A 26,053-nucleotide genomic window follows, 5' to 3' on the forward strand; every position below is an offset into this window, starting at 1 on the left:
ATGGGTAAATTTTCAAATGAAAGACAATTCATCAGCCGCAGAAAAGATAAATGATACATGGAATCAATTCTCTAGTGGCAGGAAAATCCTTTGGATGCTTTTGGTTAAACGTTCTTTAGCATCCTCAAATAGTTCAGCCAAACCAACAGCTGTCCTCTTCTCTTGCACCAGCAGGTTCTCGTTAATAATCGGAAGCTGAAATGCCCTGATCTTTACCTGCTTTCCTCCTGCCAAATTATCCTCAATAAGCACCTCACTTACCTGCTCCTGGTAACCTTGTATGGTATTGGGGTAGAACAGAACAATTTCATCTGTATTGAAGCGCACGGCATAGGCCAGCATCTGGTACAGGTCTCCTTGTGAAATGCCTTTCTTAGGGTCTCTTTCATCAGAATAAACGATTTTATACTTCGTGTCCGCTATAACGCTCCTCTCCCCTATCTTCAAGAGTAAGTCCGGGCGAAGAGCAAAAGCTTCCTCCTTATCCAGATAAGTAGAGCTAACCTGTGCCTTTGCCTGCACCTCCTTGACCTCTTTTTCGATGAAGCCAAAGATGAAGTCTTCAAAAACGTACTCCATCGGAAGCAGGAAAGCAAAAAGCTTCAGGTCCTGCTTATAGTTAAAGGATATGCAGTTGCTTAAGAATAAGTAACAGTAGTCCCGCACTGTTTCGAACTCCCCAAACATGGGGTTAAACTGTATGTTGGCACACTCCTCGGCTGTAGCCTGTACATCAGTCACTTCGTCCAATATAAACAGGATCTCCCTTAGATACTTTTTATTCTCGGAGCTGGTCGTATTCCGGAACAGCAAGCTCGCCACATACTTGATGATCCGGTTAAACTTGTTATCCAGCACGAAAGCGTTATAGGTACAGTTTAGTTTATGCCACCTGCCCCTGGCGATATTCTCATGAATGTAAGTACTGGTATTCAGCCGGCCTTTAATGAAGGGTAATTCATGGCTGATTTCTTCATACTGCTGGTAAATGGAGCTGGTCAGCAGCACACGGGTATACTTGGAGAACAGGTAGATCAGCACCTCAAAGAAGTCACTTTTCAGGTTACCGAGTGCCGTCTGGTAATTGGGGAATTTGATCTTCCGGCAGTAGCTCAGCCACCAAAGGATATGACACTGCATCGCCTGAATTTCCTCGGGAGAGCTCTCAGCATCTGGCTTGTAAAAGATCTTCGGAAGCAGGTTGATGCGCTGCCCTTCAAAGTGAATGACGCCTACATACTTGTTTGACTTTACTTCTTTGGTCTTGTGCAGAAACTGCACAAACTGCTGCACTTCTATTTTATCCGCCTGCCCATTGAGGTAGAAGTCTGTCTTCTCCCTGTTCTTCCATACCTCATCCAGGAACTCCTCAAGCCCTTCCCATGAACTGGGTAGGGCTACCTTATTCTGGTATTCGAACAGATTAATCACGCTTTCCCTTTATTCTGAGTGGCCAGGCATTATCCTCTGCTTCAAGACCGGCATGTGCCAAAATGCCGCTTACCTCTTTCTCATCATTCAGGAAGTACTCGAGTAGCAGCGGGATCACTTTCTTGTTCATCCGTTCCACCAGGTTGTTGTTCTCTCCCATAAAGTAAGCATGGCCAATCTGGAAGTCGTGCCCCTTCAACTCCACCACCTTCTTGTTGATCTTCTCCAGCACCTCCGTGTCGTATACCTGTTGCCCATCCAGCTGATACTTCGGATACATGGCTTCAAACTCAAAACGCCTGCGTAAGGCAATATCCAGCAGCGCAATAGACTTATCTGCTGTGTTCATGGTACCGATGATGTAGAGGTTGGAAGGCACCACAAACTCTTCGCCGGAGGGAAGTGTACACTTGAGCGGTATAGCCCCGTGGGAACGTTTGTCAGGCTCTATCAGGGTGATCAACTCACCAAACACCCTGGATATATTGGCGCGGTTAATCTCATCTATGATGATGACGTAGTTCTGTCGCTTAACTTTGGCTGGTGCCTCAACATTTTGAGGTATGTGTTTTAAGATTTGCTGATAGACTAGAAAATAGTATGTGATATCATGATAAGCTGAACGTGATATACTTTTCAAGCTTTTAGCTTCTTGCCTACTAGCTATACCATGTATGTATAGCTCACGCAAATCGCTAAATTTCATCCGCAAACCATTGGCATGGTTCCATCTGTCCCCTTTGTATCGAAAGGCATCTTCTTCTACTTCAAAAATGTATGCAGCTTCTGTGATCTTATATTTCCCCTCACTTTCCTGTAACTCCTCAATAAACTCATCAAGGGCTTCCTCAAATTGCAGTTCTCTTGAAACTTCCTCAGGCGCCTTTTCAGAAAGCCTCAAGTTTTTTAAGGCTCTGTCTGCAATGCGCTTGAAAACACCGTCCACTTTTTTGAAAGACAACTCCGCACCGTTATCCGTATCTGGCCTCAGGCCCTGAATAAAGTCCTCGTAGCTGTAATTCTGATGGAAGGTGATGAACTCAATTCTGTCACCCAAATTATCATTGAAAATCCTTTTTGCTTCCTCGTAGTCTTCTATTTCTCTATTTTCAATTATCTGTGCAGCTCGAAGGAGTGTGGTATAGGTCTTCCCTGTGCCGGGAGGACCGTAGAAGATGGTATTAAGCGGAAAGTTCATAGATACTGGTTCTGCAAGTTTATTATTCCAAATAGCCTCGATGTGATCTTGATTGGTTACTTCCTTTATAGTTGCCCAATAGCCGCCTGGGAAGTCTACTTCGAAAGGCTTGAATCCAGACTCCCACTGGACATTTAGTCTTCTCCCATCTTTCGGATTGCCCGTCACTATCCCTCTTGCCTTAATAGCCATGACAGATTTCAATTTCTCTTTGGTGAAGACCGCTTTAATGGCAATTTGGCTACCAACAGGCACCTCGTTCACTTCTTCCAAGAACTTGTCATCATAGCCATTCTCCCAGATACCATTTCCTACAAAACTTTCTGTCTGATTCTCGGGTGTTGCACCTTCCCAATAGGCCCCTACTACATAGTATTTTGAGATACTAAAGAGATTACTTCTGACAGCAGGATTCAAAGCCGCCTCAATAATCCACTCATTGTGCTGTTTTGAAAACTGGGAGCGATGGGGTGACTTTTGCCCCTTCTTGTTCAACCTGGCCAACTCTAAAACAGGCTCTAAAAAGTCACCAATCTCGGCTTGGTCTGCCTTAATATCCAGCCAGACGAAATCCTGTGCATCACTTATACTATCTGCTTCATGCTTTAAGTTTGGATACTTTTGACCAAGTCCATTAAGAAACTTAGCAGGGATATAGAACCCTAATACAACAGAGCCATTCTTTCTTTTGATGTTCGTGACGTACTTCCCTCCTACAGTTAATTGAATGTTGTTGATCGCGGAGGCATAAACCAGTTCGTCTTCATTGGTTAGCCCTAACTCGGTCAATACGTGCTTTGCTGTATCAAAAAATTTGTTGACTGCTTCCGAATCGTTGATCTTATTGATTACCTTTTTCAGGTCCTGCCATTTATCCATGCGATAGATTCTATTTCCTCATAAATATATAATATTTTATATAAGATACAAGAGCAATGCAAAGAAGTAATCACATTCATTGGTAGAGTTATAACATAAAGGTCATTATGCTAAAGGTATATGAAAGCTTCGGGGGCTTATTTCAATTTCTGTTCAGTTTAACAGAAGGCATCATTTGAAATTAAAAAAGAATAACTTGAATATTAAATATTCAGTATAATATGTATGATTGATATATAAAATTTAAAAATATAGTTTTTAATTAATATATTTTAATTAAATTAGTACTGGACATCAAATCTACTTTCGAACATAAAGGCAAATTTGCCATTCCTTCTTTAGCTACTCTGCTTCAGAGTTGATAAAGAAAGCGCCCCCACAAATTACCTAGTACAAAATAAGACTATTGAATTTCCTTTAAGTCTTTGGACAGCGGATAGCTATGTCCGATGAATATCCCTTTTGTAAGATCCGCACAACTGGCGCATCTATAATCTCACTTTATAACCCTTAAATTCAAATTTTATGCAAACAACTGTACTGGATCACGAGCTTAAAACACATTTTCTCAATCTCTATTTCCTTGCCCTCTCCGATACCCAAATCGATACACAGGAGCTCGAAATGCTTTTTAAATTGGGGCAGGAAAGGGGTATCCAGAAAGAAGAAATCGAGCAGATCATTCTGCAGCCCGACAGCACGAAATTCACCATTCCTCAGGATACCGTTACTAAAATTGAGTATCTCTACGACTATGTGACCATGATTCTGGCCGACGGCAAAGTAGACGAACATGAACATCTTACATTAAAAAAATTCTGCCTTAAGTTCGGATTCGACGAGCGCAACGTCCCGGCTATCATGCAATTCCTGATTGAGGAAGCCATGAACGGGACAGACAAGAGAGAAATAATTGAGCAGGTAAAGCAAACGCTATAGTCATGGTCAAACTATTCAAAGGCATATTCGATAGTGCAGCACCAGCCGAAGTACTGGAGCGCACCCCATCTTACCAGGATTTTGTACTGATCGACTGGTACGACGAAGGCAAAGCAAAAGCACAGAATCACGGCGCTTCTGAGACAGGGCTAAAAACCTGCATTGGCAAAATTTACCATAACCATAAGGAGATTCTGCGCCAGGACGAGATAGAGCAGGAAAAGGCGAAGCAGCCTTTTCGGGTGAAGCTTAGGGAATACATGATGAAGAACGAGGTATACCACAACCGCCTTGAGAAGATCAAGCATGTAGAGGTACCTAAGATTGAGGAGAAAATTGAAGCTCTGCAGGAAGAGATCCGGGAAATGAAAAGGAACCCGCAGGATTTCATCGGCGACAAGGTGGGTAAGGCCGGTTTTGTGATCGGCACCATTATCCTCACTTTCCTGACAGTATACCTGTTTATCTTCTATAGTTCAGCTTCTTTCTCCGCTTTCTTCAAAGAATTCACAGTAGGTGAACTGGGAGTTGCTAACTCCATCTTTGATGCACAAGCCCTCTCAAAGGCTTACAAAGACGGGTTTACAGAATTGGTGCTCATCCTGACTATTCCCTTTGTGTTCCTGGGCCTCGGCTACCTCATTCACAAATTTCAGGAAGTAAAAGGCTGGGGCAAATATCCTAAAATTGTCATGCTAATAGCTGTTACTTTCATTTTTGACGCTATCCTTGCTTATGAGATTACAGAGAAGATCTATAATATAAAGGCAGAAAACAGCTTTGACGACATCCCGCCATACACCGTAGCCATGGCATTTCAGTCAGTCAACTTTTGGCTCATCATCTTTGCAGGATTTGTGGTGTATTTAGTCTGGGGTTTAGTATTTGACTTTGTGATGGAGGCCTACGGCAAATTAGATCAGTTAAGCGTGATTGTAAAAGCAAAAAAGGAGGAAATCGCTAAGAAAGAAGAGCAACTGCATAAGCTTGATGAAGAAACAGATAAACTGAACAATATTATTGGCAGCAACAATACTGAGATAGAAAAGCTCAAGACCATTCTTGACCATTCGGACATCATTAAACCAAAGGAGTTGGAGCACTCCCTCATGCGGTTCCTGGATGGTTGGCTGGAGTTTCTCAATTTCAACAGCCGCGATGAAACAGCACGCCAGAACGCACATAACCTGGTAGTAGAATTTATACAAATGAATGTTAAACCCATGGAAGCCCTCGCCCAAGACAATGAAAAATAAGCTCCTATCCCTGTTTCTTGCCTTCGCCCTATTCAGCTGCGGCAGTTCTGAAGAAGCAAATATTGAGAAGGCATCTGTAGAGCCACAGACTGCAGAAGTTAAACCCCAGATGCTGAACATCAGCATTGTACTAGACTTGTCAGACAGAGTAATTCAGCCCATGCAGCCCACGCAGGCTGAGCGTGATATCCAGATTGTAGGTAAGCTGACGGAGGTATTCAGAAATAACATGAAAGCAAAGGGCTCTTTCCAGTCGAAAGACAAAATAAGAGTGCTGTTTAAACCTGCTCCTAATGATCCGAACATCAATAATATCGCCAAGAAGCTGTCGGTGGATCTTTCGAACATGAACAGCAAACAGAAGAAAGAAGTATACGACAACATCACTACCAATTTCGAGGAAGGTCTGAGAGAAATCTATACCCAGACCATCAACAGTAAAAACTGGGTAGGCTCTGATGTCTGGCGCTTCTTTAAAAATGATGTAAAAGATCTTTGCATAGAGTCTAATCCTGAATACCGCAATATCTTGGTTATAGTGACAGATGGCTATCTCTATCATGAGCAGTCAAAGGACCGTCATCAGAATAAAACCTCTTACATCACACCGAAGTTTCTGCAGGACGAAGGCTTTAGAAAAGGCGGTGATTGGCGAGAGAAAATGAAAAAGGAAAGCTATGGCTTACTGAGCACCAACCAAAAAATCGAAAACCTGGAAGTTATGGTGTTGGAAATTAATGCATCTGATTCTCACAAGAATGAAGAGGATATTATCAAAGCATATCTTAACGAATGGTTTCGGGATATGAGCATTGAAGATCCGGTGCTGCATACTACCGATCTACCCTCGAACACAGACAAGAGAATTGAGAACTTCTTTAGAAGCTAAAAAGAAGGGCCCCAGGATTGGGGCCTTTCTTTTTGAAAGTGTTCAGTTTTAATCAGGATTACAATTCCTTTGGGTAGTTTAATCTAAACTGTGTCATTTCCTGATTTCAAATTACCAGTCATAGCTATTTTACAGATCAGTAGCCAACTCAAATACCTCCCGGTACGCCTGCTCCATTCTCTCGATTTCATCGTCGGTGAGCTTAGCAAAGTCTTTTCTCCGGCGCTTCGGGAAACTACCCTTGTTCTGGTGCAGAAACAGGATCATCAGATTCAGCTCCTTGTCGGGCATGTCCACAATTTGCTGCAGCTCCCTTTTTGCCTCGTTATAGCGCTGAATAAAGGTAAGTTCCTGCGGCATATCATCAGTAATTGTCGACTGTATCGTGTGGGCAAGAAAAATAGTTTGGTCCGTCAAATCCGGGTAGCGGAAATACCCCTCCACTTCCTTCTTGTTGGTCACCTCCAGTTCTCCATTGGCTGTTTTGGTGTACTGCACCAGCCGCATCAAAGGTTTGGAGTAATTTTCAAGTGTTTTATCGTAGTCGCGCATGTGGCTAAGCATGTGGGCCGACACCGGAATGATCAGCCCATCGGGTACCACTCCGTCCCGTACGAGCATGTCATGGATCAGAAAACGGTGCAGCCTGCCGTTGCCGTCTTCGAATGGATGGATAAAGACGAACCCAAATGAAATGACAGTTGCTCTTACCAGAGCAGAAGCTCCCTCCGATTTGGAAGCGGTTTCTTTCAGACCCTCCATCAGTGAAAGCACAAACTCTGGTGGCGGACAAATGAAATGAATCATTTCCACGTAGTTTGGGAGTGTCTGCCCGATATAGTTCTGAAAGTTACGGTAACCGGAAGCCGCAAACCGGGGATCGACAATGGCATTTTGCAGTTGCGTCAGGTTTTCTTCGCTCAACAAATGTTCGCTTGTCCCCCTGCCGGCGTGGCTGAGCAGCGCTATAAAACGCTCCATTCTTTCGGGAGAGGGCTTCTCTTTTTCAATTTCATAGGAAGAGCGGGTTTCCTTACTATACAAGTAATGTATCGCTCTGCTGAACGTGTCCAGGTCAAAGCTTTCTTTCAACTGGTCCACTTGCTGCCGCAGGTCTTGTTGTAGTACATCTGCCAGTGCACTTGTCTTCCGTACGATGGGGCAATAAGCAGCCGTACCCAGCAAATTGTTGTTAATGCGCCACTTCTGGACTTTTACCGCCTTGCCTGTAAAGTATTTACCCTCTTCCAGCAAGTCAACATAATTTCCTCCTACCGCTACAGCAAGTGCTACTTGCCTGCCGGTTAGGAATTCGTACAGAAAACCGATCTTTCGGGCATACTTACCTGTTGGGGAGCTTTCTACATAGGCTACAATTTCCACTTCCGAAACGAGCGCAAAAACAGCCTGCAGGAAAGCGAGATGGAGGTCATCATACTTTAAAGAGAACTCCAGGTGCGCCATTACTGTATTTGAAGCCGGTGCATATTTCGAACCATAAACCTGATTGACCTCCCCGCTAGGGGTCAGCTCCAATTTAGCGTTCTGTCCGATGTATGAACGGTGCGTCAGTGCAAAACGCATCAATTTAAAATGCTCCTGCAGCCACAGACTACCGACTGTTTGCAATTTCATCTGTCTCTTTATGTAAATTGATTAAAATTACAGTAAAATAGTTAAAATGAATTTATTTTACAGTAAAACATATAAAAATTAAACAGGACATATTACACATACTAGAATTACTGTAAAATGAATATAACAAGCAATAGCTACTGTAAAACAATTAAATTATTAGGCGAAACAGACGGCATAAGCTTCATAAAAATGAACCGACACCAATATCCTGAAGCGGAGATGTGTCATTATTACTAAATATATGCATATTCACACTATCGCTAAAGCAATTTTGCTTTTTTAGGTCTGTGTGCAAATCGTGTGTAAACAAAAAAAGCACCTACCTCTCTGCGAGATAAGTGCTTGATTTTGAGTGGGCCCACCTGGAATCGAACCAGGCACCTACTGATTATGAGTCAGTTGCTCTAACCGAATGAGCTATAGGCCCGTTCCCTTAAGAAACCCCTTTTAAAAAGCGCTTTCTTTGATTTGGGAGTGCAATTCTACATATTTGTGGGGACAATTTCAAATACCAGACCAAAATATTTTCGTGGACCTGACTACTGTTAAAAACATCATCTTCGACCTCGGCGGGGTCATCATCAACATAGATTACTTCAAAAGCATTCGCGAACTGGAGCAGTACTGCACCCAGGGCCATACCATCGAGTACAGCCAACGCGCACAGTCTCACCTGTTTGACCTCTTCGAGACCGGCAACAGCAGCCCCGAGGAGTTTCGCCAGCACCTGCGCGAAGCCTACCACCTCGATGCCACCGACGAGCAGATCGACGAGGCCTGGAACGCCATGCTGCTCGACATTCCGGCCGAACGCATTGAGCTGCTCCGTGAGCTGGGCAAGAAATACCGCATCTTCCTGCTGAGCAACACCAACGCCATCCATTTGAAGCGCTTCAACGAGATGGTGGCCCACAGCTTTACCATGCCGAGCCTCGACTCGCTGTTTGAGCAGGCTTACTACTCGCACCTGATCGGGCAGCGCAAACCCGACGCCATTGTGTTTGAACAGATCCTACAGGAGAACGGACTGAAGCGCGAAGAGACCCTCTTTATCGACGACAGCATCCAGCACATCGAGAGTGCCAACAAGATCGGCCTGCAGACGTTATTCCTGGAGCCGCCGCTTACCATCAACCAGGTATTTAAGAATGTGGATGCCTAAGCAGCAGAACAGGTATAACCTGCACCTGCTGCTCTTTGTGCTCACTCTGATCACGACGACCATTGCCGGGGCCGAGTGGCGCTTCGGCAAGTTGTTCTTCTGGGGGCCGGAGGGTTTTTCGTGGACGGGTTCTTTTACCTGGGCCGAACTGGCAGCCGGGCTCTACTTCTCGCTGCCTTTTCTGGGCGTTCTAACGGTGCATGAGTTCGGGCACTACTTCACGGCCAAGCACTACCGCACCAATGTCACGCTGCCCTATTACATCCCGCTGTGGTTCGGCATCACGTCCACCATCGGCACGATGGGCGCTTTCATACGGATCCGGAGCCGCATCTTCTCAAGGCAACAGTTCTTCGATATAGGTATAGCCGGTCCCCTGGCTGGCTTTGTGGTGGCGATCCCGCTGCTCTGGTATGGCTTCACGCACCTGCCCGAGCCTGATTTTATCTACAGCATTCACCCGGAGTACCAGCAGTTCGGACAGGACTACGCCCGGTATGTCTACCAGGGAGAGGGTAATTTTTCGCTGGGCAAAAACCTACTTTTTCTATTTTTTGAACGATATGTCGCAGATCCGGCGCTGGTGCCCAATGCCTATGAAGTAATTCATTACCCGCTGCTTTTTGCCGGCTACCTGGCGCTGTTTTTCACAGCCCTCAACCTGCTGCCCATCGGTCAGCTGGACGGTGGACACGTGCTCTACGGCCTGATCGGGTACAGGCGCTTCAACCAGCTCTCGCCCATCTTCTTCACGCTCTTCATCGTGTATGCCGGTATGGGGATGATCTCGCCGCATCGCCAACCGCTCTGGGACGATAGCCTGTTGGTGGTGCTGGCGCCTTTTGTGTTCTTCGCCTTCCGGGGCATTCTGCACGACAATCGCCGCGGCCTGCTGGCGGCGCTGGGGATGCTGCTGGCGCAGTACAGCCTGGCCGAGACCTTCCCGGACCTGGCAGGCTACATCTGGGCATGGCCGCTATACCTGCTATACCTGTTCTTTGTGTTGGAACCCGCCACCCCAAAACTGCGCTTCACGGCTTACCTGGTGCTGATCGTGGTAGTGGTGCAGGTCCTGATCGCCTGGCTATACCCTGCCGCCGACGGCTACAGCGGCTGGCTGGTTTTCGGCCTCTTACTTTCGCGTCTGATGGGCATCTTCCATCCTTCCTGTCCAAACGAAGCGCCAATCACGACCGGACGTAAGGTGTTGGGAGTACTAGCCTTTGTGATCTTTCTGCTGTGCTTTACGCCTACGCCGTTTGTAATTGGGTAGTTCCCCGGCCATTATCACCTCCCCCCAAGCCCCACCTTTTGTAGTGGTCCCCTTCCCCCAAAACAGGAGGGGGAAGGGGACCTCGATTTGTGTCAAGACAAAAAGGAAGGCCCGCTGGGCCAGGGCAAGCAATGCGACAACACTGGTTGCTATACCTGCAGCAAGCAGCCGCTACACCAGTTACAAACTGCCCTCATGTGTAACAACATTTGCGCTAGCGCTAAACTTGCGGTATAGCTAAATAGAAAAAGGGGCCAAAGGCCCCTCTATAGTAGTCACAAACGAAGACGCTCGCGCCATATCCAAAAAACTAATTATCCCTGGTAGCCAGTAATGCCCCCAAGCAGGTTACGAACCTGCTTGAACCCCTGCTGCTGCAAAAACGCTTTGGCAGAGGCAGACCGCATACCCGACTTGCAGTGCACGATCACTTCCTGCTCTTTGTAATCTTCTAGATCATCCAGGCGCTGTGGCAAAGCTCCCAGCGGGATATTCTGTGCGCCTTCAATTCTGCTTTCCTGGTGTTCCCAGTCTTCGCGCACGTCAATGATAACGGGTGTTTCCCCTTTGGCCAGTCGTTCCTTGAGCTCTTCGGCCGTGATATCTGTTGTAATCATAATTTTAGTAGGATGCGTTTGGTGGTGAATGTATGATGGTCGGTTTCAATTCGGATAGTGTATAAGCCCGGCGCTAGCCTGGGAAGTTGTATGGGCTCTTGCCAGACCGTTGCTTTATGACGCAAAATCTCGCGCCCGGTTACGTCGTAGAGCGAAAAAGAACGGTAAGGCCCGGAAAAATGGAGTATACCGGTATTCGGGTTAGGGTATACCTGCAGACTCGCCTCTACTGCCTCTTCCTCCAGACCCAATGCCTGGCCCGCCATAACAGGGCGCAGCATCACGGCACCGGTATTCACGCTGTCCTGTTGCCAGCCGCTGACTACGGTGTTGTAAAACAAGCGGCCAGTAGCACCGGCATTGCGGTCAAACCCGATGTTCAGGTATAAAGTAGCAGGCTGACTGAAGCCAACATAAAACGTCCCCTCTACCGGTACCGGCTGATTCAACTCAACTTCATAAAAGGTGTTAAGCCCTTCGTTCTGCTGCACCGGAAACGACTGTTCGTGCAGCGTGCGTCCCGGGTGTCCATTGTCATCAGCCCATATTCTGAAAGTGATCGCAACATTGTTATGCCTCACCCCTACCTGCGGGAAATGCACCCGGAAGGCTCGCACCATGTCTGCAGTGGCCACCTCGAAGCGCTGTGCCACCTGGGTATTGCCATAGGTATAGAGGCTGCTGTAACCGGCTTCGGCTGTACCATCGTCCAAGGCGAAGTAGTCGCTGAAGGTAGTGCGCTGCAGGGTGCTGTCGTTGGCACGTTGGCGGGCGTTCTGCTCCTTGGTGTCGAGCCAGAAACCGTGCTGCAGCACGAAGCCCTCCGGATTAAGGTTGAGGTTGTTGATGCGCGGTGTGGCCGTGATCTGGCGCTGTCGGGCCTGTCCAGGTATGAGCCCTTCTTCGCGCTGAAAGGTGTCGGCTGGTGTAGTGCCCACCTGCTGGATGAAGGCCCGCCAGCCGATGGCGCCGGGCAGGTCACCAAGGTTGTTCAAACTAGCAGAGATTTCATCGCGCAGGTATAGGTCGGGGTTGGCCAGGAACTGACGTGCAGGCACGGCACTGTAGTCCATAAGGGATGTTACGCTTTCGCTGATGCCGATGTCGCGGGTCGTGTTCTGGCCGCGGCGGCGGTTACGGTCCAGCTCCACATAGTCCAGGTTCCAGACATCGCGCATGGCATTGCGGGTGCCTTCCGTCCGGAAGCGGAACTGGAATTCGTTATGCAGAAAACGTTGCTCCCGCACGGCTACCCAAGCCTGGGCAAACTCCGTTACCAGTCCCGGTGCAGGTTGTTGCCATACCTGCACCCAACTGCCATTCGCATCCTTAAACTCCAGGCGCAGCAGACGTGGGTTGTTATTGTTGCGCTCCGGTGCGCTCCCAAGCCCACCCGACTGCCAGTAAAAGCTCAGGTATACGGAGTCGGCCGGTGTAAGCCCACTTAGCTTAATGGACTGGGAAGTAAGCGTATCGGTTGGTCCGCCAATATTGCTGCCATAGGGGTCTCCCTGTGCATTAAGCCCGTCGAAAGTGGCAACATTGCGGGTAAGGGGCCGCAGTGCGAAGCGGTTGTTGACGTAAGTGCCGCCATTGATCCAGTAGGCTGGATCGGGGGTAATGGAGGCACCGGAAAAATCGTCGAAAAAAGGAAGGGAAAGGTGGTTGCTTTCTGTTCGGAGCTGGTAGGGACTGGCTGTAGGTATACGCTGCGGATCCTGCTGCAAGGGCGTCAGGACGCCCTGCGCCGAGGCAAAAGAGCCACAACACAGCAGTACTAGCGTAAACAGAAACCTTCTTATACCCATACCTTGGTTATATAAAATACGCCCGCCACAAAGCGTAGCGGGCGCACCTATTAGTCTATACCTTGCACAGGCTCCTCACCGGCCACCCAAAGGTCCACCAGCTCGCCTGTTCGTATCTTGGCTTTCACGTCTGCGATCGGACGCTGACGAATGACAGTGCCATCCGGCTTACCGCTGCCCGCCACATAAATGATGTTACCCAGCTGCAGCTTCTGACCCACAAGCAGTACCGAGGCTTCGTCGAGCGGCATACCTACCACATCCGGCACTTCAAACTCGGTATTGCCCAGGCCATCGCCTACATGCAGGTCTACCACGGCACCTTTCGGCACCAGATCGCCTGGCTGTACTTCTTTTCCGTCCACAAACTGCTTCAGCACGGCGCCATGCTGCAAGTCGGGCACGTTGGTGATCTTACCGCGACGCAGGCTGTAGCTTTTCAGGATCAGTTCTGCATTTTTCACCGAACCATCAATCAGCTTAGGCATCTTGATCATCGGCGGGTTTTTCATGTTGATGCTGATGTAGATCTTGCGGTTCTCCTTTACTTTGGAGCCCGGCGACGGGTCTTGCGTCAGAATCTCGAAAGGCTTGTATTCCGGGTGATAGCTGGAGTCGTTTACGAAATAGCGTAGGTTCTGTTCTTCCAGAAAAGGCTCCGCATCCGGCAGCTGCATGCCCGTGATTTTAGGTACCGAAATGGTCTCGCCATGGTTTGTAGCCGACGGCAGGTATAGGTAGAAGAATCCGAAGATCAATCCCGCCACGATCACTCCCATCAAGGCCAGGTGCACCAGCACTCCCACAAATGAATTCGTCTTTAGCATTTATATTTTATTGTTGATTGTTCGCCCCATAGGGGCTTTTGTTGATTGTTTATTGTTGGATTGCTGATTGTTAATTGTTGATTGTTAAAAGATGGAGTAGGCTTCGTAGGGACAGGTCGCGACCTGTCCGAATCGTGCACCGAAATTCCCCTCCTCGAAGGGGCAGGGATGGGTGAATCATGCACCCAACAATCAACAATTAACAACCAACAATTTAACTATTCCTCGCCTTATACCCCTGCAACTCTTTGGCTCGCTCGTTGCGCTCCACACCAAAAGTCAAAATCCTGTCGATGAACTCGTAGGGCTTATAGCCGTTAATGGCGGTCTGGTGGAAGATGCAGGTGGCTGGGGTCATGCCGGGCAGGGAGTTCACCTCGATGATGATGGTCTCCACCTCGTCGTTTTCCAGCACGCGCACAAAGGCGTCGATGCGGGCATAACCTTCAATGTTCAGGATCTGGGCCACGCGCTTCAGGTCCTCTTTCACCTGGTCCGATATCTTCTGGCGGCGCTCCGGGTCGGTGGCATAGCGGGCTGGGGTGATGTTCTGCCCCTCCCCTGCCAAAAACTTCTCTTCCAGCGACAGCACCTCGCCCTCGGCTAAGGCTTCGGAGGCTTCGAACACCTCGTACTCCACCGTGCCATCTGGGTTATACCTTGTCAGCAAACCGCCAGTGATCTCGAGGAAGTGCTTCGCGCCGTTTTTGCTGATGAGCGTCTCTACAAGGAAGCCCTGCTTGTTCGGGAATTCCTCTTTAAAGCCCAGCGACAAGGTACGGGCGCATTCTGTGTCCAGTTCCTCCATCTCCCGGAAGATCAGGGTTGTGAAGGCGTCTAGTTCTGCGCGGTTCTTGATCTTTTTCACAGCCGAGCTACAGCCATCATCGGCTGGCTTGGCGATGAACGGATAGCGGAACTCCGATTCGAGACTCTGATAGAAAGCTTCTTTATCTTTTTGCCAGTCGTCCTTCCAGGCCATACGGTGATGTGCTACCGGTACGCCGTGTTTGGCCAGGATTTCGTTGGTGTCGTATTTGTTGATCGTGATCTGCGACGAGCTGATGCCGGAACCGTTGTAAGGTATAGCCAGCTTCTCGAGCTCCTGCTGCAGGGCACCGTCCTCACCCGGACGACCGTGCAGGGCAATGAACACCGCATCCACCATATTCTGCAACTGGCTATAGGTGATGCGCTGTGGCTCCTCCAGGCTCTTGCCAGTATACTTGCGGGTAATTCCTTCCGCCTCCCGGATGATCTCCTGCAGCACCGGGTGCGGCTTACCGCCCTGCTCGAAGTACAGTACTTTCTCCTTGATGTCGTCGGCATTGTCTTTCAGCATGATGTTGATCGGAATGCTGTAGAGACGATGCTCCTCGTTGCTACCCGTCAGAAAGATCGGCAGCGGCTCGTATTTGGTTGAGGAAGAAAGTTTTTCGTAAATGTTACGACCGCTCTCTACCGAAATATGTCTTTCAGAAGAATAACCACCCATGATTACACCCACGCGGATCTTGTCGTGGCGGTGGGCGTTTTCTTCGCGGATCGCATTGTCCAGCTGGCTCAGCAGCCTGGTCAGGGTCACGGTGTCTTTACCGGTCTTGAGTCGCTCTGCCACCGAAGTACGGATGATATAGGTCAGGAACTGCGACGGGTTCAAACCGATCTCAGCCGCCTGATGGAAGAAGAACGATGAAGGCAACATACCTGATGTCGTGTTCGGGTCATTCAGGAAAATGGTACCATCTTCCGAAAGGAAGCCATCGAGACGGGCGTATACGTTAAAGCCAAGATCCACGAACAATTTGCTGCAGTTCTTGCGGATCTCTTGGATCTGCTCGCTTGGCAGGTTGATCGGCGTGATCTTACGGGCCAGGCCCGGCAGGTATTTGGAGCGGTAGTCGAACACCTCGCTGCCCTTCACAATTTCGGTCGGTGGCAAGGCGATTGGCGCACCTGTCTCGTCCTGCACCACGATGCAGGAGAACTCGCGCCCTTTAATGAAAGCCTCTACCAGCACCTGTTGCTCATGCTCTACGCTTGTCAGCACGATCGTTTCAGTATCGGTTGAGGCGAAGGTATGGTTGATGTGGTTCAACAGCTCCTCTGGGTGATATAGGATCTTACCATCCTCGAGTACAACCGGCATGCCGATGCCCTCGCGGATGTCAACCAGCTGCTTCATGCTGGCCACCTGTTTCTCCTCGCCCAGCGCCTGCCATTGCGCTTTGTAAATATTCTTGGTAAAGAAACTGCGGTCCATGCCCTGCTCAAAAAGCTCGTAGTTGTGCTCCTTGATAATGGACACGCCAATAGAAGAACCCTGATGCGGGGCCTTGAGTACCAGCGGCAAACCTAAATCTGCCACAAGCGACTCGAACAGCTGCTGGCGGTTGCTTACATCTTTCCACTCCGCATACTGCACCTTGCGGTAATCCGGCGTTGGGAAGCCGTGCTGCTTGAGCATTTCCTTTTGCGCGGCTTTGTCTATACCGATGGAGGAAGGCAGTATGCCTGATCCGGAGTAAGGAATGTGGTACCACTCGAGTAAACCCTGAATGCTGCCGTCCTCACCGTACGGTCCATGCAGGGCGAGGAAAGCAAAGTCGAAGTGGTTTTTGAATTCGTGCGGCAACAGGCGCTTGCCGGCTTTGGCAATGATGCGGTCCTGCTCCTCGATGCTCAGTTCGCCCAGCGACTCCAGGTAGATCTGCAGTCCGTGCTCACTCTCCGGCAGAGCCTCCACTGGTGGGTAAAAGTCGCGGATGGTGCCTTTGTAAATGTACTGCCAGTCCAGCAAGATGAAATTGCCGAGGCTGTCGGCAAACACCGGAACGGCTTCAAAAAGGGCTTTATCGAGGTTATCGTACACGGTACGGCCGCCTGCGAAAGAAATCTCGCGCTCACGGGACGGTCCGCCAAAAATTATTCCTACTCTCATGGTATGCAAAGGTAACAAATACGCTCAGTATTTTAAGGGGCAAAAGATACAGGATGCTTTTGGAAATACATAGCAAATTCGGGATTTATGATTGTTTGCTATAGGTATAACGTTAAGGCGTAGGGAAAATTCAATGTTTAACCAAGGGGGAGTTCGTTTAGCGGGGTGCCTGCTAGCGTTGTTGAAGTTACTTATGCCGTTGAGCGTCTTCGCTTGTGACGGCTATGGTGGGGCGGTATAGGTACTTTGTAGCGACGGCTGTAGCGGGTATAGCAACTGATTTGTTTCATGGCTTCGCCTGTGCGGCGGGCACTTCCTTTTTCCTTGATGAAAAAAGGAAGCAAAAAAATCAAGACGATTTTGAACTCGCTGACCGCTCAAACAAAAAATCGTCGTTTATGCACATGGCTAATGCTATACCTTCGTAGGCTCAGGGGCAAGTTAGTTTTACTATACCTGCCAGGGGTCATGTGCTACAAAGCTTATACCTGTTGAATGGCAATAGCAGAAAGTCCCCCTTTGAAGGGGGCAGGGGGATGACAATCGTGCACAGGAAACTGCAGCCACAAAGTTTATACCTTAGAATGGCAATTACAGATTCCCCGCCTTGGAAAAGGAGGGGTAGGGGTGGTTGGACCCGGTATCTGCCAAAATCCTGTTAATCCTCTAATCCTGTAAATTCTTGGGGTAGGGGCCCTATAGAAAGATTCAGACAAACATGGCAGGAGGATGACAATTATATCCTTAGCGCCCACCCCTGCTCTTAGGGGAGGGCTGGGGTGGGGTAAATCATACCCTTTTCCCTATATTTGTCCAACCATTTACACATACCGGAAACAAAAACTCCGCAAAAACGAAAAACGAGTAAGACTAACGAAAAAGACAAGTACATGAGAACTGTAGACGCGTATAACTTTGCCGGCAAGAAAGCTTTGGTCCGGGTGGACTTCAACGTGCCCCTCGATGCTGACTACCGCATTACCGACGACACCCGCATCCGCGCGGCCGTGCCGACTATCCAGAAAATATTGAACGATGGCGGCGCTGTCATCCTGATGTCGCACCTCGGTCGTCCGAAAACCGGGCCGGAAGAGAAATACTCGCTGCGCCACCTCGTGGACCGTCTTTCAAAGGAATTCAACACTACCGTCAAGTTTGCCACCGACTGCGTAGGCCCTGAAGCGGCACAGTTGGCCCAGGACCTGAAGCCGGGCGAGATCCTGCTGCTCGAAAACCTGCGCTTCCACAAGGCCGAGGAAAAAGGCGATCTGGAATTTGCACGTGAGCTCTCCACGCTTGGCGATGTGTATGTGAACGATGCCTTCGGAACTGCGCACCGCGAGCACGCCTCTACTGCCGTAATCGCCCGCTACTTCCCGAACGACAAGGTGATGGGCTATGTGATGCACGCAGAACTCGACAATGCCCGCCGCGTGATGGACAACGCCGAGCGTCCTTATACCGCCATTATGGGTGGTGCCAAAATCTCCGACAAGATCCTGATCATCGAGAAGCTGATGGACAAGGTGGACAACCTGCTGATCGGTGGTGGCATGAGCTATACCTTCGTGAAGGCGGACGGTGGCGAGATCGGTTCTTCGCTGGTGGAGGAAGACAAAGTGGAGCTGGCAAGACGCCTCATTGCAATGGCCCGCGAAAAAGGGGTGAATCTGATGATCCCGGTTGATTCGATCATCGCTGATGAGTTCAGCAACGAAGCCAACGTGGACACTGCCCTCAGCCACCACATCAAACCGCTCTGGATGGGCCTCGACATCGGACCTAACGCCCGCGAAATGTACGCCGACGTGATCCGCAACTCGAAGACCATCCTCTGGAACGGCCCGATGGGTGTATTTGAAATGTCGAACTTCTCGGTAGGAACTGAAGCCGTGGCCGAAGCGGTGGTAGACGCCACCCGCCGTGGTGCCTACTCGTTGATCGGCGGTGGCGACTCGGCCGCAGCCGTGAACCAGCTGGGTTACGCCGACCGCGTGTCTTACGTGTCGACTGGCGGTGGTGCCCTGCTCGAGTACATGGAAGGCAAGACGCTACCAGGTGTGGCAGCCATCGAACGCGATGATTATTAAGGATTAAACTAAAGGTATAGCACGAGCACCCTTGTTCGCGCTATAGAATTATCAAGATAAAAATCCCCCGCTGCTCCCGGTAGTGGGGGATTTTGCTAAGCGGTAGCCAAAAGTACTTCTCACCCACTTCTGCCTGCCGCTAAATCATACCTGACCACACCGGTGCTTCTTTAGCTCTGATGCCCGGCTTTATCAACCAAGAGCAAGAGACTGAACATGAAAATTTATACCCTGTTGCTGGCGTTCCTGCTGGCCGGTTCCGCTGCGGCTGTGGCACAAACCCCGGAAGGAAATCCTCCTCTATTTAACTTCAAACGTGGCGTAGGCCTGGTAACGCCAGACAGTTCCTTTTCCATCAACATGCGTTTTCGTGTGCAAAGCCGGGCCATCTACAACTCAACTTCAAAGGATGATTTTGGGGTGTCGGAATATGAGATGCGGGTGCGCCGCCTGCGCCTGCGCTTCGAGGGTTTTATGTACTCACCCAAACTGACCTACAACATCCAGCTCTCTTTCTCACGGGGCGACATGGATTGGAGCTTACGCGACGATACCTACATCAACATCAGCCCCAATGTGGTGCGCGATGCCGTGGTATACTACAAGCCAAATGACCAGTGGCAGTTCGCCTTCGGGCAGACCAAACTCCCCGGCAACCGCCAGCGGGTGATCTCATCAGGCGATCAGCAGTTTATCGACCGCTCCATCGTCAACATAGGCTTTAACATCGACCGCGACTTTGGTTTTCAGGCTGTCTACAACAACAGCATCGGCACTTTTCATTACCTGATCAAAAGCGCGCTGACGGCTGGCGAGGGTCGCAACGTATTCTCGACTGACGGTGGTCTTGCCTATACCGGACGTGTGGAGCTCCTCCCCTTTGGCAGGTTCACCAACGGCGGCGACTACTTTGAAGGCGATCTGGAGCGCGAGCCTACCCCAAAGCTTTCGCTGGCCGGCGGTATGAGCCATAACGAAGACGCACGCCGCATCGGGGGCCAGATAGGGCGCGACCTGTATGAGCAAACCGATATCCAAACTTATATTTTCGATGGACTACTTAAGTACAAAGGCATGGCCCTGTACGCCGAATACATGGCCCGCGAAGCCGACAACCCGGTCACTCAGAATGCAGCAGGACAGCAACGCAACATTTTAACCGGCCGTGGGCAAAACTACCAGCTGAGCTACATTTTCCCAAGCAACGTGGAATTGGCCGGTCGTTACTCGCGCGTTACCCCTAATCAGGAAGTGCGAGCCTTCGAAAACACGGAAGAGGCTTACCTGGTGGGCGTAACCAAATACCTGCGTGCTCACCGCCTGAAACTGCAGGGCAATGTGGGCTATCATTCCCAGAACCCGTTCCTGCCTGTGAACAACGACTACCATTGGTCGGCCGGTTTACAGATAGAGCTGGGCATCTAACCACCCGAACAGGTATAGCAACGCGTTATAAAATTGCGTATTCAGGATAATGTCCGGAACTTGCGGACTGAAAAAGACAAATGGAAGAGCAGAAAAATAACCCCTTGCACGGCAAAACGCTGGAGCGCATCCTGGTGCAGCTTGTCGATTACTATGGTTGGGATGAGCTGGGGTATAAGATCAACATCAACAGCTTTAATAACAACCCGAGCATTAATTCGAGCCTAAAGTTTTTGCGGAAAACCCCCTGGGCACGAGAGAAAGTGGAAGAACTCTACATCAGAACATTTTACAACCAATAGCTGCCTCCCAACAGACCGAACATGAAAGACTACAAAAAATATTTTATCATTCCGGCTGCCCCTGAGGAGGTATACGTGGCGCTGACCAACCCCAGCACCATCCAGCTTTGGTCAGGCGACCCGTCCGAGATGTCGACGGAGCCGGGTTCTGAGTTCTCGCTTTTCGAGGGCAACATTGTGGGCAAAAACCTGGAGTTCGAGGAAGGCAAAATGCTGATGCAGGAATGGTATTTCGGGGACCAGGCCGACCGATCGATCGTTACCATCAAACTGCACCCGCACAAGCATGGCACCTCCGCCGAACTGCGCCACCTCAACATACCCGACGAAGCTTACGACGACATTGTGGAGGGTTGGAACGAGGCGTACTTCGGCGCCCTGATCGAGTTTTACGAAGACGAGCTTTAACCCTTGGATTTTCTGGAAGTAACCGGCCTGCAGATGCAGGAAGATGGCCATACCGTGCTGCACGGCATCAGCTTTCGGCAGGGTGAGTATGAGAAACTTGCCATTGCAGGCGAAACGGGCTCCGGTAAAAGCACGCTGCTGCAGGCCATTGCCGGGCTGGTGCAGCCCAGCGCCGGGCAGATCACCTTTGAGGGCAAGCGCGTCATCGGTCCGCACGACAAGCTGGTGCCGGGCCACGAAGGCATCGCCTACCTTTCGCAACACTACGACCTGCCCCAGTTTTTGCGCGTGGAGCAAGTATTGCGCTATGCCAACATACTGCAGGGCGATGAGGCCGAAACCCTGTACGAGGTATGCCGCATCAGTCATCTGAAGCAGCGCAAAACCCACCAGCTTTCAGGGGGTGAGCGACAGCGCATCGCCCTGGCCCGCCTGCTCAGCACCTGGCCCAGCCTGCTGCTGCTCGACGAGCCTTACTCCAACCTCGACAAAGGTCACAAAGAGCTGCTAAAAGAGGTTATCCACGACATCACCGAGCGGCTCGCCATCACCTGCATACTCATTTCCCACGACCCGCACGACACTCTCTCCTGGGCGGACCGCATCCTGATCATCAAAGGGGGACGCATGGTACAGCAGGGCACGCCTGAGCAGGTATACCGCCACCCGGTTGATGCCTATACCGCCGGTTTGTTCGGCAATTACAACCTTATACCTGCGCACGTAGCCTTGCCATTTGCAGAAAAGCTAGGTATAGCCGTTACTGCGCGCGACCTGCTGGTGCGCCCGGAGCATTTCAGGTTTGTAGCTAAAGAAGCCGGATCCTTAAACGGTACCGTCCAGAAAGTAACTTTCTTCGGTGGCTATTACGACGTGCAGGTACAGGTAACGGGCTTTAGCGTTACAGTCCGGACACAGGCTATACCTGCCACTGTAGGCGATCAGGTATACCTGGCGGTGAAGCAGGAAGACATCCGCTTTGTCTGATCAGGTATAGCTTCAGTCCACCATATTGCCATTCGTAGTTTCCCGCTCGCGCAGCACGCGCGCCGTTACCAGCAACTGCCCTACATGGCGCATGCTGTGTTCTGCGGCATGAAATAGCAGCCCCATCACCGTAGACTCTACCTGCGCACGCCCCACCCTCCTGCTCTCGGTCAGACTGCTTTCATCTGTCTGCTGTAGTTGCGCCATGGCCTTGTCTACCTGCTCGTTAAATTTCTGCACCAGCGTTTCAGATTGCTTGTCCTGCCCCACTGGCTTGCCTTCCGCATACAGATAGGCCAGTTGCTGCTCGCTCAGTTGCTCGCCGCGGGCGTAGGCAAACAGGCGCTCCAGTATACCGGTGAGGTGCTGCAGGTGATAGCCCACCGAGGCCACGCCGGCAGGTCGCTCCCAGAGCAGCTCGTCCGGAAAATCCAGCATGAAATTGCCGACTTCTTCACGGGCCTGCAGTAGCGCATGAGCAACCGGCTGCAGCAAAGCGGGTACGTCTGGCAGCGGTCCGCGCAGCCACACTTCGAGGTTTTTAGTTTGTGTCATAAGATGAAAGGATTGTGTATGAGCGATGTACGCAAACAAGAAGTAAAAAGCCCAGCTATTTTGAATTTTTCAGATCTGGAGGAATCAGCGTGCCTGTTCAATTTTCGGTTTGCTCCATCCACAGATTATACCTAATATGCAGTCATCCTATTTACAACCAAACAACAGTATTATGCCAGCTTACATTATTTTAGACATAGACGTAACAGACGCCGCTACCTACGAAGACTACAAAAAACTGACACCAGGCTCGCTGCAGCCTTACGATGGCAAATTTATTGTACGGGGCGGCGCTGTGACACCACTGGAAGGAGACTGGAACCCGACCCGCATCGTGGTGCTCGAGTTCCCGACCATGCACAAAGCCAAAGCCTGGTGGACTTCTGATGAATATGCGCCAGCCAAGACCCTGCGCCAAAGCGCTTCCCGCACGCAAATGATCGCAGTAGAGGGAGTTTAGAAGTTTGAGAGTTTGGGAGTTTTGAAGGTAGAAAGGTAGAAAGTTTGGAAGTTTAGAAAATAAGATGTCAGTGAAGCTTTAGACCTGCTATACTCACCAATTCCCTAATTCCCAACCTCACAAACTCCTAAACTTCTAAACTTCCCCTATCTCTCCTGTTCAGGTAGCCGAGCGCCTCGTGCACCGAGATAAGGTCGTTCTGCTCGTGGTAGCAGCGGATGCGTTCCATCTCCCCGGCAATGAGTCCGGCGCGGGTATCTTCGAGCTTGCCTTGGGAATGCGTTACCTCCTCCTGCCAGGACATCGTCTTGCTGGGCAGGCTGTATAGGTATAGCGCAGGGTAGTCGCGCAGGGCAGCGGTAATGGCCGTCATAAAAGCACGGGGCTGCTGGAAAGGGGCCGCTGTAACGGCCAGTCTTTTATAGCCCCGCTCCTTTGCATAGCGCACAGCCGAGGTTGCCTCGATCAGGGTATGCAGCAGGTCGGTATCGGCGGGAACGGGCGGCACAGGTATAAGCTGCCCAGCTGCTATACCTAGCTTTTTCATTTCCTTTTGCCATACCTCAAATCCGGGGTAGCCGCTCATGGCGCTGGTGCCCAGGCACATCACTTTATCGGCGCGGCCGCTTTGCAGGAAAGTCCGGGCCGTTTCGAAGGCTGCCTGCTGGTTGTCTTCGGTCTGTCCAAACAGGAACAGGGCGTCCACTGGCTCGTCAGGTATGGTATCGCACAGAGCGCGAATGATGAGTTCTTCTATCATAGCTACGCTTATACGCAACAGAAATGCGCAAGGTATATCCCCACAAAAATGCCTAATTTTGCGCATGATCCACTATTTCCTATCCCTTAGCCTCTTATTACTGGGCACGACCAACGCCATGAGCCAAAGCAAACCCGAAACGCCCGCCGTTGTAAAGCCGGTGGAACTGCAGTTGAAAGGCTATAACAGCCGTGACATCGACCTGTTTGCCAGCGCCTTCAGCGACACGGTGAAGGTATACCGCCAGCCCGGTGTCCTCACCTACCAGGGCCGCGACGAATTGCACAAGCGCTACGGTGCTATGTTTGCCAGCACCCCTGACCTGCATTGCGAAATCGTGAACAGAATCGTGGCAGGCGATGTGGTGATCGATCAGGAGAAGGTGCAGCGCAAGAAAGGAGAACCACGCACTGACGCCATTGCTGTGTACCGCGTAAAGGATGGGCTAATCGTGGAGGTAACCTTTATACCACCTCACAACCAGTAGCCTATACCTGCTACCGTTTATATTTTATACTTCGACATGACAAACAAAATAGACAGCATTATATTCGACCTGGACGGGACCCTCTGGGATGCGGCCGAGACCGTGGCCAAAGCCTGGAAAGCCGCCCGGGAGAAAGTCGACTTCCAGATACAGGAGATCACCCCCGACAAGATCCGCTCCATAGCCGGTACTCAGCACAACCTTATTTTCCCGATGCTTTTCCCAGACCTGCGCCCGGAGCAGCAACAGGAACTGATGGAGGTCAGCGCCAAAGAGGAAATGGCCAAAATACGCGAGCACGGCGGCGAGCTGTACGAGGGGCTGGAAGAAACACTGGCATACCTGCACAGCAAGTACAGGCTTTTTATCGTGAGCAATTGCCAGGACGGCTACATCGAGGCTTTTATGGAACGGCACGACCTGGGCAAATACTTCGGCGACTTCGAGTGCTCCGGCCGCACCGGCGACTCGAAGGACATCAACCTAAAGGCCATTGTGGAGCGCAACAACCTGCAGGCTCCTGTATACGTGGGCGACACCCCCGGCGACCTGGAGGCCAGCAAGAAAGCGGGCGTTCCGTTTATCCACGCCGGCTATGGCTACCGCGATGTGGAGGAATTTGAGCATCGCCTGGAGCGCATCAGCGACCTGACCACGCTTTTCTAACATTTCTGCCATGATCTTCGAAGCACAGCCTGACGACATTGACGAGCTTTACGAACTCTGGCGCCTGCTCCTGGACATGCAGCAGACTTACCATGTGGTGTTCAGGTATAGGCCAGGCAGCGAACAGGCTTTGAAGGCTGAGTTGCTCCAACGCCTCAAAGACAAGAGCACCCGCGTGTTTGTTTATCAGGAGGGCGATACTTGGGTAGGTATGCTGTTGGCCAGTCTGCGCCCAGGCTCGGCGGGGTTCAGACTTTCCAGCAAAGGCTACATTGGCGAAACGGTGGTGCGGGAGGAATTCAGGGGAAAAGGCATTGGCAAAGAGCTGTTTGAGGCCGCCCGGAAATGGCTGAGCGACCAGGGTGCCGACCACCTGGAACTACAGGTATCGGTGCACAACCCACAGGGCATTCACTTCTGGGAATCGCTGGGTTTTACGCCTTCTACGCAACACATGGTGCTGCCCCTGCAGGCGCCGGGAAATTCGAAAAAAACAAAGTAAAAAGCGTAAACGGAAGCGACGGGGTTGCGTAACCCTCTATAGGCAACACCGCGTGTTGCCTTCCCGCTTTAGCTTCTAATTTACGAATAGTATGGCTTTACCTCTACGCACCCTTGCGCCCCTGCTGGCGCTTTTGTTGCTGCTTACCAGTGGCTGCGACAAAGAAAATGACGACACGTTGCCACTCCCCGATCCGCCTGTTTATAACAAGGAGATCATGTTCAATATATTCACCGAAACCGATTACAGTGAGGAACGCTGGAAGGACTCTAAGGTGAAGCTGAGCCTGAAACTGCGGCGCATCAGCACCAACCTGCCCAAAGACGCGATCGCGCTGGACACTACCTTCGGTTGGATGCCCTTTCAGAAGCTGCCGCTGAAAACAGCCCCCCTGCAGCTGGAAAAACAACTGCAAGGGGTGCACAAAGAGCAGGACCAGTTGGTGCTGGACGTGACCAAGGTGGTTTCCATTAACGGTTACGAAACGGTGTTCCGCTACGAACAGGCCCTCGACCATGGCAAGCGGCAGGAGACGGTAGAAGTGAAACTATAG

The 26,053-nt window shown here is 50.5% G+C and carries 25 protein-coding genes and 1 tRNA gene; 15 read left to right on the forward strand and 11 right to left on the reverse strand.

Annotated features, from left to right (window positions below):
- Nucleotides 1-63: 63 nt before the first annotated feature.
- On the reverse strand, nucleotides 64-1,431 hold the full coding sequence (locus tag BD749_RS05950; RefSeq protein WP_101443413.1) for an McrC family protein: 1,368 nt from the start codon (nucleotides 1,429-1,431) through the stop codon (nucleotides 64-66).
- Nucleotides 1,424-3,508: an AAA family ATPase gene (locus BD749_RS19715; protein WP_101443414.1), complete on the reverse strand. Its 2,085-nt coding sequence runs from the start codon at nucleotides 3,506-3,508 to the stop codon at nucleotides 1,424-1,426. Before BD749_RS19715 ends, BD749_RS05950 begins: the two co-directional genes overlap by 8 nt.
- A gap of 525 nt (nucleotides 3,509-4,033) precedes the next feature.
- On the opposite strand from BD749_RS19715, the gene BD749_RS05960 reads away from it, so the two are divergent.
- The 3 genes from BD749_RS05960 to BD749_RS05970 are packed head-to-tail and all read left to right on the forward strand — an operon-like array spanning nucleotide 4,034 to nucleotide 6,592.
- Nucleotides 4,034-4,447: a hypothetical protein gene (locus tag BD749_RS05960; protein WP_076422581.1), complete on the forward strand. Its 414-nt coding sequence runs from the start codon at nucleotides 4,034-4,036 to the stop codon at nucleotides 4,445-4,447.
- 2 nt (nucleotides 4,448-4,449) lie between these two features.
- Complete coding sequence (locus BD749_RS05965; RefSeq protein WP_101443415.1) at nucleotides 4,450-5,703, forward strand: hypothetical protein; 1,254 nt, start codon at nucleotides 4,450-4,452, stop codon at nucleotides 5,701-5,703.
- Entirely contained in the window at nucleotides 5,693-6,592 is a 900-nt protein-coding gene (locus BD749_RS05970) for a hypothetical protein (protein ID WP_101443416.1), read from the forward strand. Before BD749_RS05965 ends, BD749_RS05970 begins: the two co-directional genes overlap by 11 nt.
- Nucleotides 6,593-6,721: 129 nt before the next feature.
- On the opposite strand, the gene BD749_RS05975 is transcribed toward BD749_RS05970, so the two are convergent.
- Both BD749_RS05975 and BD749_RS05980 read right to left on the reverse strand, forming a co-directional pair.
- Nucleotides 6,722-8,227, reverse strand: coding sequence for a Fic family protein (locus tag BD749_RS05975; protein ID WP_101443417.1), 1,506 nt, complete (start codon nucleotides 8,225-8,227; stop codon nucleotides 6,722-6,724).
- 356 nt (nucleotides 8,228-8,583) lie between these two features.
- Nucleotides 8,584-8,657, reverse strand: a tRNA-Ile gene (locus BD749_RS05980).
- Nucleotides 8,658-8,759: 102 nt separating this feature from the next.
- Between BD749_RS05980 and BD749_RS05985 the strand changes: the two genes are divergently transcribed.
- Nucleotides 8,760-9,392 carry an HAD family hydrolase gene (locus BD749_RS05985; protein WP_101443418.1) on the forward strand — a complete coding sequence of 211 codons (633 nt, stop codon included), beginning with the start codon at nucleotides 8,760-8,762 and terminating at the stop codon, nucleotides 9,390-9,392.
- On the forward strand, nucleotides 9,379-10,665 hold the full coding sequence (locus BD749_RS05990; protein WP_245868791.1) for a site-2 protease family protein: 1,287 nt from the start codon (nucleotides 9,379-9,381) through the stop codon (nucleotides 10,663-10,665). Before BD749_RS05985 ends, BD749_RS05990 begins: the two co-directional genes overlap by 14 nt.
- A 314-nt stretch (nucleotides 10,666-10,979) precedes the next feature.
- Here the strand turns inward: BD749_RS05990 and BD749_RS05995 are convergent, their stop codons facing one another.
- The 5 genes from BD749_RS05995 to BD749_RS19335 all read right to left on the reverse strand — a co-directional run bounded on the left by BD749_RS05995 (nucleotide 10,980) and on the right by BD749_RS19335 (nucleotide 17,202).
- Complete coding sequence (locus BD749_RS05995) at nucleotides 10,980-11,282, reverse strand: rhodanese-like domain-containing protein (RefSeq protein ID WP_101443419.1); 303 nt, start codon at nucleotides 11,280-11,282, stop codon at nucleotides 10,980-10,982.
- Nucleotides 11,279-13,090, reverse strand: a complete 1,812-nt coding sequence (locus BD749_RS06000) for a T9SS type A sorting domain-containing protein (RefSeq protein ID WP_101443420.1) — start codon at nucleotides 13,088-13,090, stop codon at nucleotides 11,279-11,281. The genes BD749_RS05995 and BD749_RS06000 overlap by 4 nt, the downstream gene beginning before the upstream one ends.
- 50 nt (nucleotides 13,091-13,140) lie before the next feature.
- Nucleotides 13,141-13,917, reverse strand: coding sequence for a PASTA domain-containing protein (locus tag BD749_RS06005; RefSeq protein WP_101443421.1), 777 nt, complete (start codon nucleotides 13,915-13,917; stop codon nucleotides 13,141-13,143).
- 214 nt (nucleotides 13,918-14,131) lie between these two features.
- Nucleotides 14,132-16,858 carry a D-alanine--D-alanine ligase family protein gene (locus BD749_RS06010; protein WP_101443422.1) on the reverse strand — a complete coding sequence of 909 codons (2,727 nt, stop codon included), beginning with the start codon at nucleotides 16,856-16,858 and terminating at the stop codon, nucleotides 14,132-14,134.
- A gap of 191 nt (nucleotides 16,859-17,049) precedes the next feature.
- Nucleotides 17,050-17,202: a hypothetical protein gene (locus tag BD749_RS19335; RefSeq protein ID WP_180336330.1), complete on the reverse strand. Its 153-nt coding sequence runs from the start codon at nucleotides 17,200-17,202 to the stop codon at nucleotides 17,050-17,052.
- A gap of 546 nt (nucleotides 17,203-17,748) precedes the next feature.
- On the opposite strand from BD749_RS19335, the gene BD749_RS06020 reads away from it, so the two are divergent.
- The 5 genes from BD749_RS06020 (at nucleotide 17,749) to BD749_RS06040 (ending at nucleotide 22,070) form a co-directional block, all read left to right on the forward strand.
- Nucleotides 17,749-18,948 carry a phosphoglycerate kinase gene (locus tag BD749_RS06020; RefSeq protein ID WP_101443424.1) on the forward strand — a complete coding sequence of 400 codons (1,200 nt, stop codon included), beginning with the start codon at nucleotides 17,749-17,751 and terminating at the stop codon, nucleotides 18,946-18,948.
- Between the two features lie 216 nt (nucleotides 18,949-19,164).
- A complete protein-coding gene (locus BD749_RS06025) occupies nucleotides 19,165-20,373 on the forward strand; it encodes a porin (protein ID WP_101443425.1) in 1,209 nt (402 codons plus the stop codon).
- 80 nt (nucleotides 20,374-20,453) lie between these two features.
- Complete coding sequence (locus BD749_RS06030) at nucleotides 20,454-20,675, forward strand: VF530 family protein (protein ID WP_101443426.1); 222 nt, start codon at nucleotides 20,454-20,456, stop codon at nucleotides 20,673-20,675.
- 21 nt (nucleotides 20,676-20,696) lie between these two features.
- Complete coding sequence (locus tag BD749_RS06035) at nucleotides 20,697-21,083, forward strand: SRPBCC domain-containing protein (protein WP_101443427.1); 387 nt, start codon at nucleotides 20,697-20,699, stop codon at nucleotides 21,081-21,083.
- A 3-nt stretch (nucleotides 21,084-21,086) separates the two neighbouring features.
- Nucleotides 21,087-22,070 (forward strand): ABC transporter ATP-binding protein, encoded by a 984-nt coding sequence (locus BD749_RS06040; protein ID WP_245868795.1) that lies wholly within the window; start codon nucleotides 21,087-21,089, stop codon nucleotides 22,068-22,070.
- Between the two features lie 12 nt (nucleotides 22,071-22,082).
- On the opposite strand, the gene BD749_RS06045 is transcribed toward BD749_RS06040, so the two are convergent.
- Complete coding sequence (locus BD749_RS06045) at nucleotides 22,083-22,625, reverse strand: DinB family protein (protein WP_101443428.1); 543 nt, start codon at nucleotides 22,623-22,625, stop codon at nucleotides 22,083-22,085.
- Nucleotides 22,626-22,797: 172 nt separating this feature from the next.
- On the opposite strand from BD749_RS06045, the gene BD749_RS06050 reads away from it, so the two are divergent.
- Nucleotides 22,798-23,085 carry a DUF1330 domain-containing protein gene (locus tag BD749_RS06050; RefSeq protein WP_101443650.1) on the forward strand — a complete coding sequence of 96 codons (288 nt, stop codon included), beginning with the start codon at nucleotides 22,798-22,800 and terminating at the stop codon, nucleotides 23,083-23,085.
- A 127-nt stretch (nucleotides 23,086-23,212) separates the two neighbouring features.
- Here the strand turns inward: BD749_RS06050 and BD749_RS06055 are convergent, their stop codons facing one another.
- Complete coding sequence (locus BD749_RS06055) at nucleotides 23,213-23,845, reverse strand: hypothetical protein (RefSeq protein WP_101443429.1); 633 nt, start codon at nucleotides 23,843-23,845, stop codon at nucleotides 23,213-23,215.
- A 64-nt stretch (nucleotides 23,846-23,909) separates the two neighbouring features.
- Between BD749_RS06055 and BD749_RS06060 the strand changes: the two genes are divergently transcribed.
- From BD749_RS06060 to BD749_RS06075, 4 genes are all read left to right on the forward strand, one after another.
- Nucleotides 23,910-24,332, forward strand: a complete 423-nt coding sequence (locus tag BD749_RS06060; RefSeq protein WP_101443430.1) for a nuclear transport factor 2 family protein — start codon at nucleotides 23,910-23,912, stop codon at nucleotides 24,330-24,332.
- Between the two features lie 36 nt (nucleotides 24,333-24,368).
- Nucleotides 24,369-24,998 carry an HAD family hydrolase gene (locus BD749_RS06065; protein WP_101443431.1) on the forward strand — a complete coding sequence of 210 codons (630 nt, stop codon included), beginning with the start codon at nucleotides 24,369-24,371 and terminating at the stop codon, nucleotides 24,996-24,998.
- Between the two features lie 10 nt (nucleotides 24,999-25,008).
- Nucleotides 25,009-25,500 carry a GNAT family N-acetyltransferase gene (locus BD749_RS06070; protein WP_101443432.1) on the forward strand — a complete coding sequence of 164 codons (492 nt, stop codon included), beginning with the start codon at nucleotides 25,009-25,011 and terminating at the stop codon, nucleotides 25,498-25,500.
- Nucleotides 25,501-25,591: 91 nt separating this feature from the next.
- Nucleotides 25,592-26,053 carry a hypothetical protein gene (locus BD749_RS06075; protein WP_101443433.1) on the forward strand — a complete coding sequence of 154 codons (462 nt, stop codon included), beginning with the start codon at nucleotides 25,592-25,594 and terminating at the stop codon, nucleotides 26,051-26,053.

The sequence above is a fragment of the Pontibacter ramchanderi genome, from assembly GCF_002846395.1.
Taxonomy (GTDB): Bacteria; Bacteroidota; Bacteroidia; order Cytophagales; family Hymenobacteraceae; genus Pontibacter; species Pontibacter ramchanderi.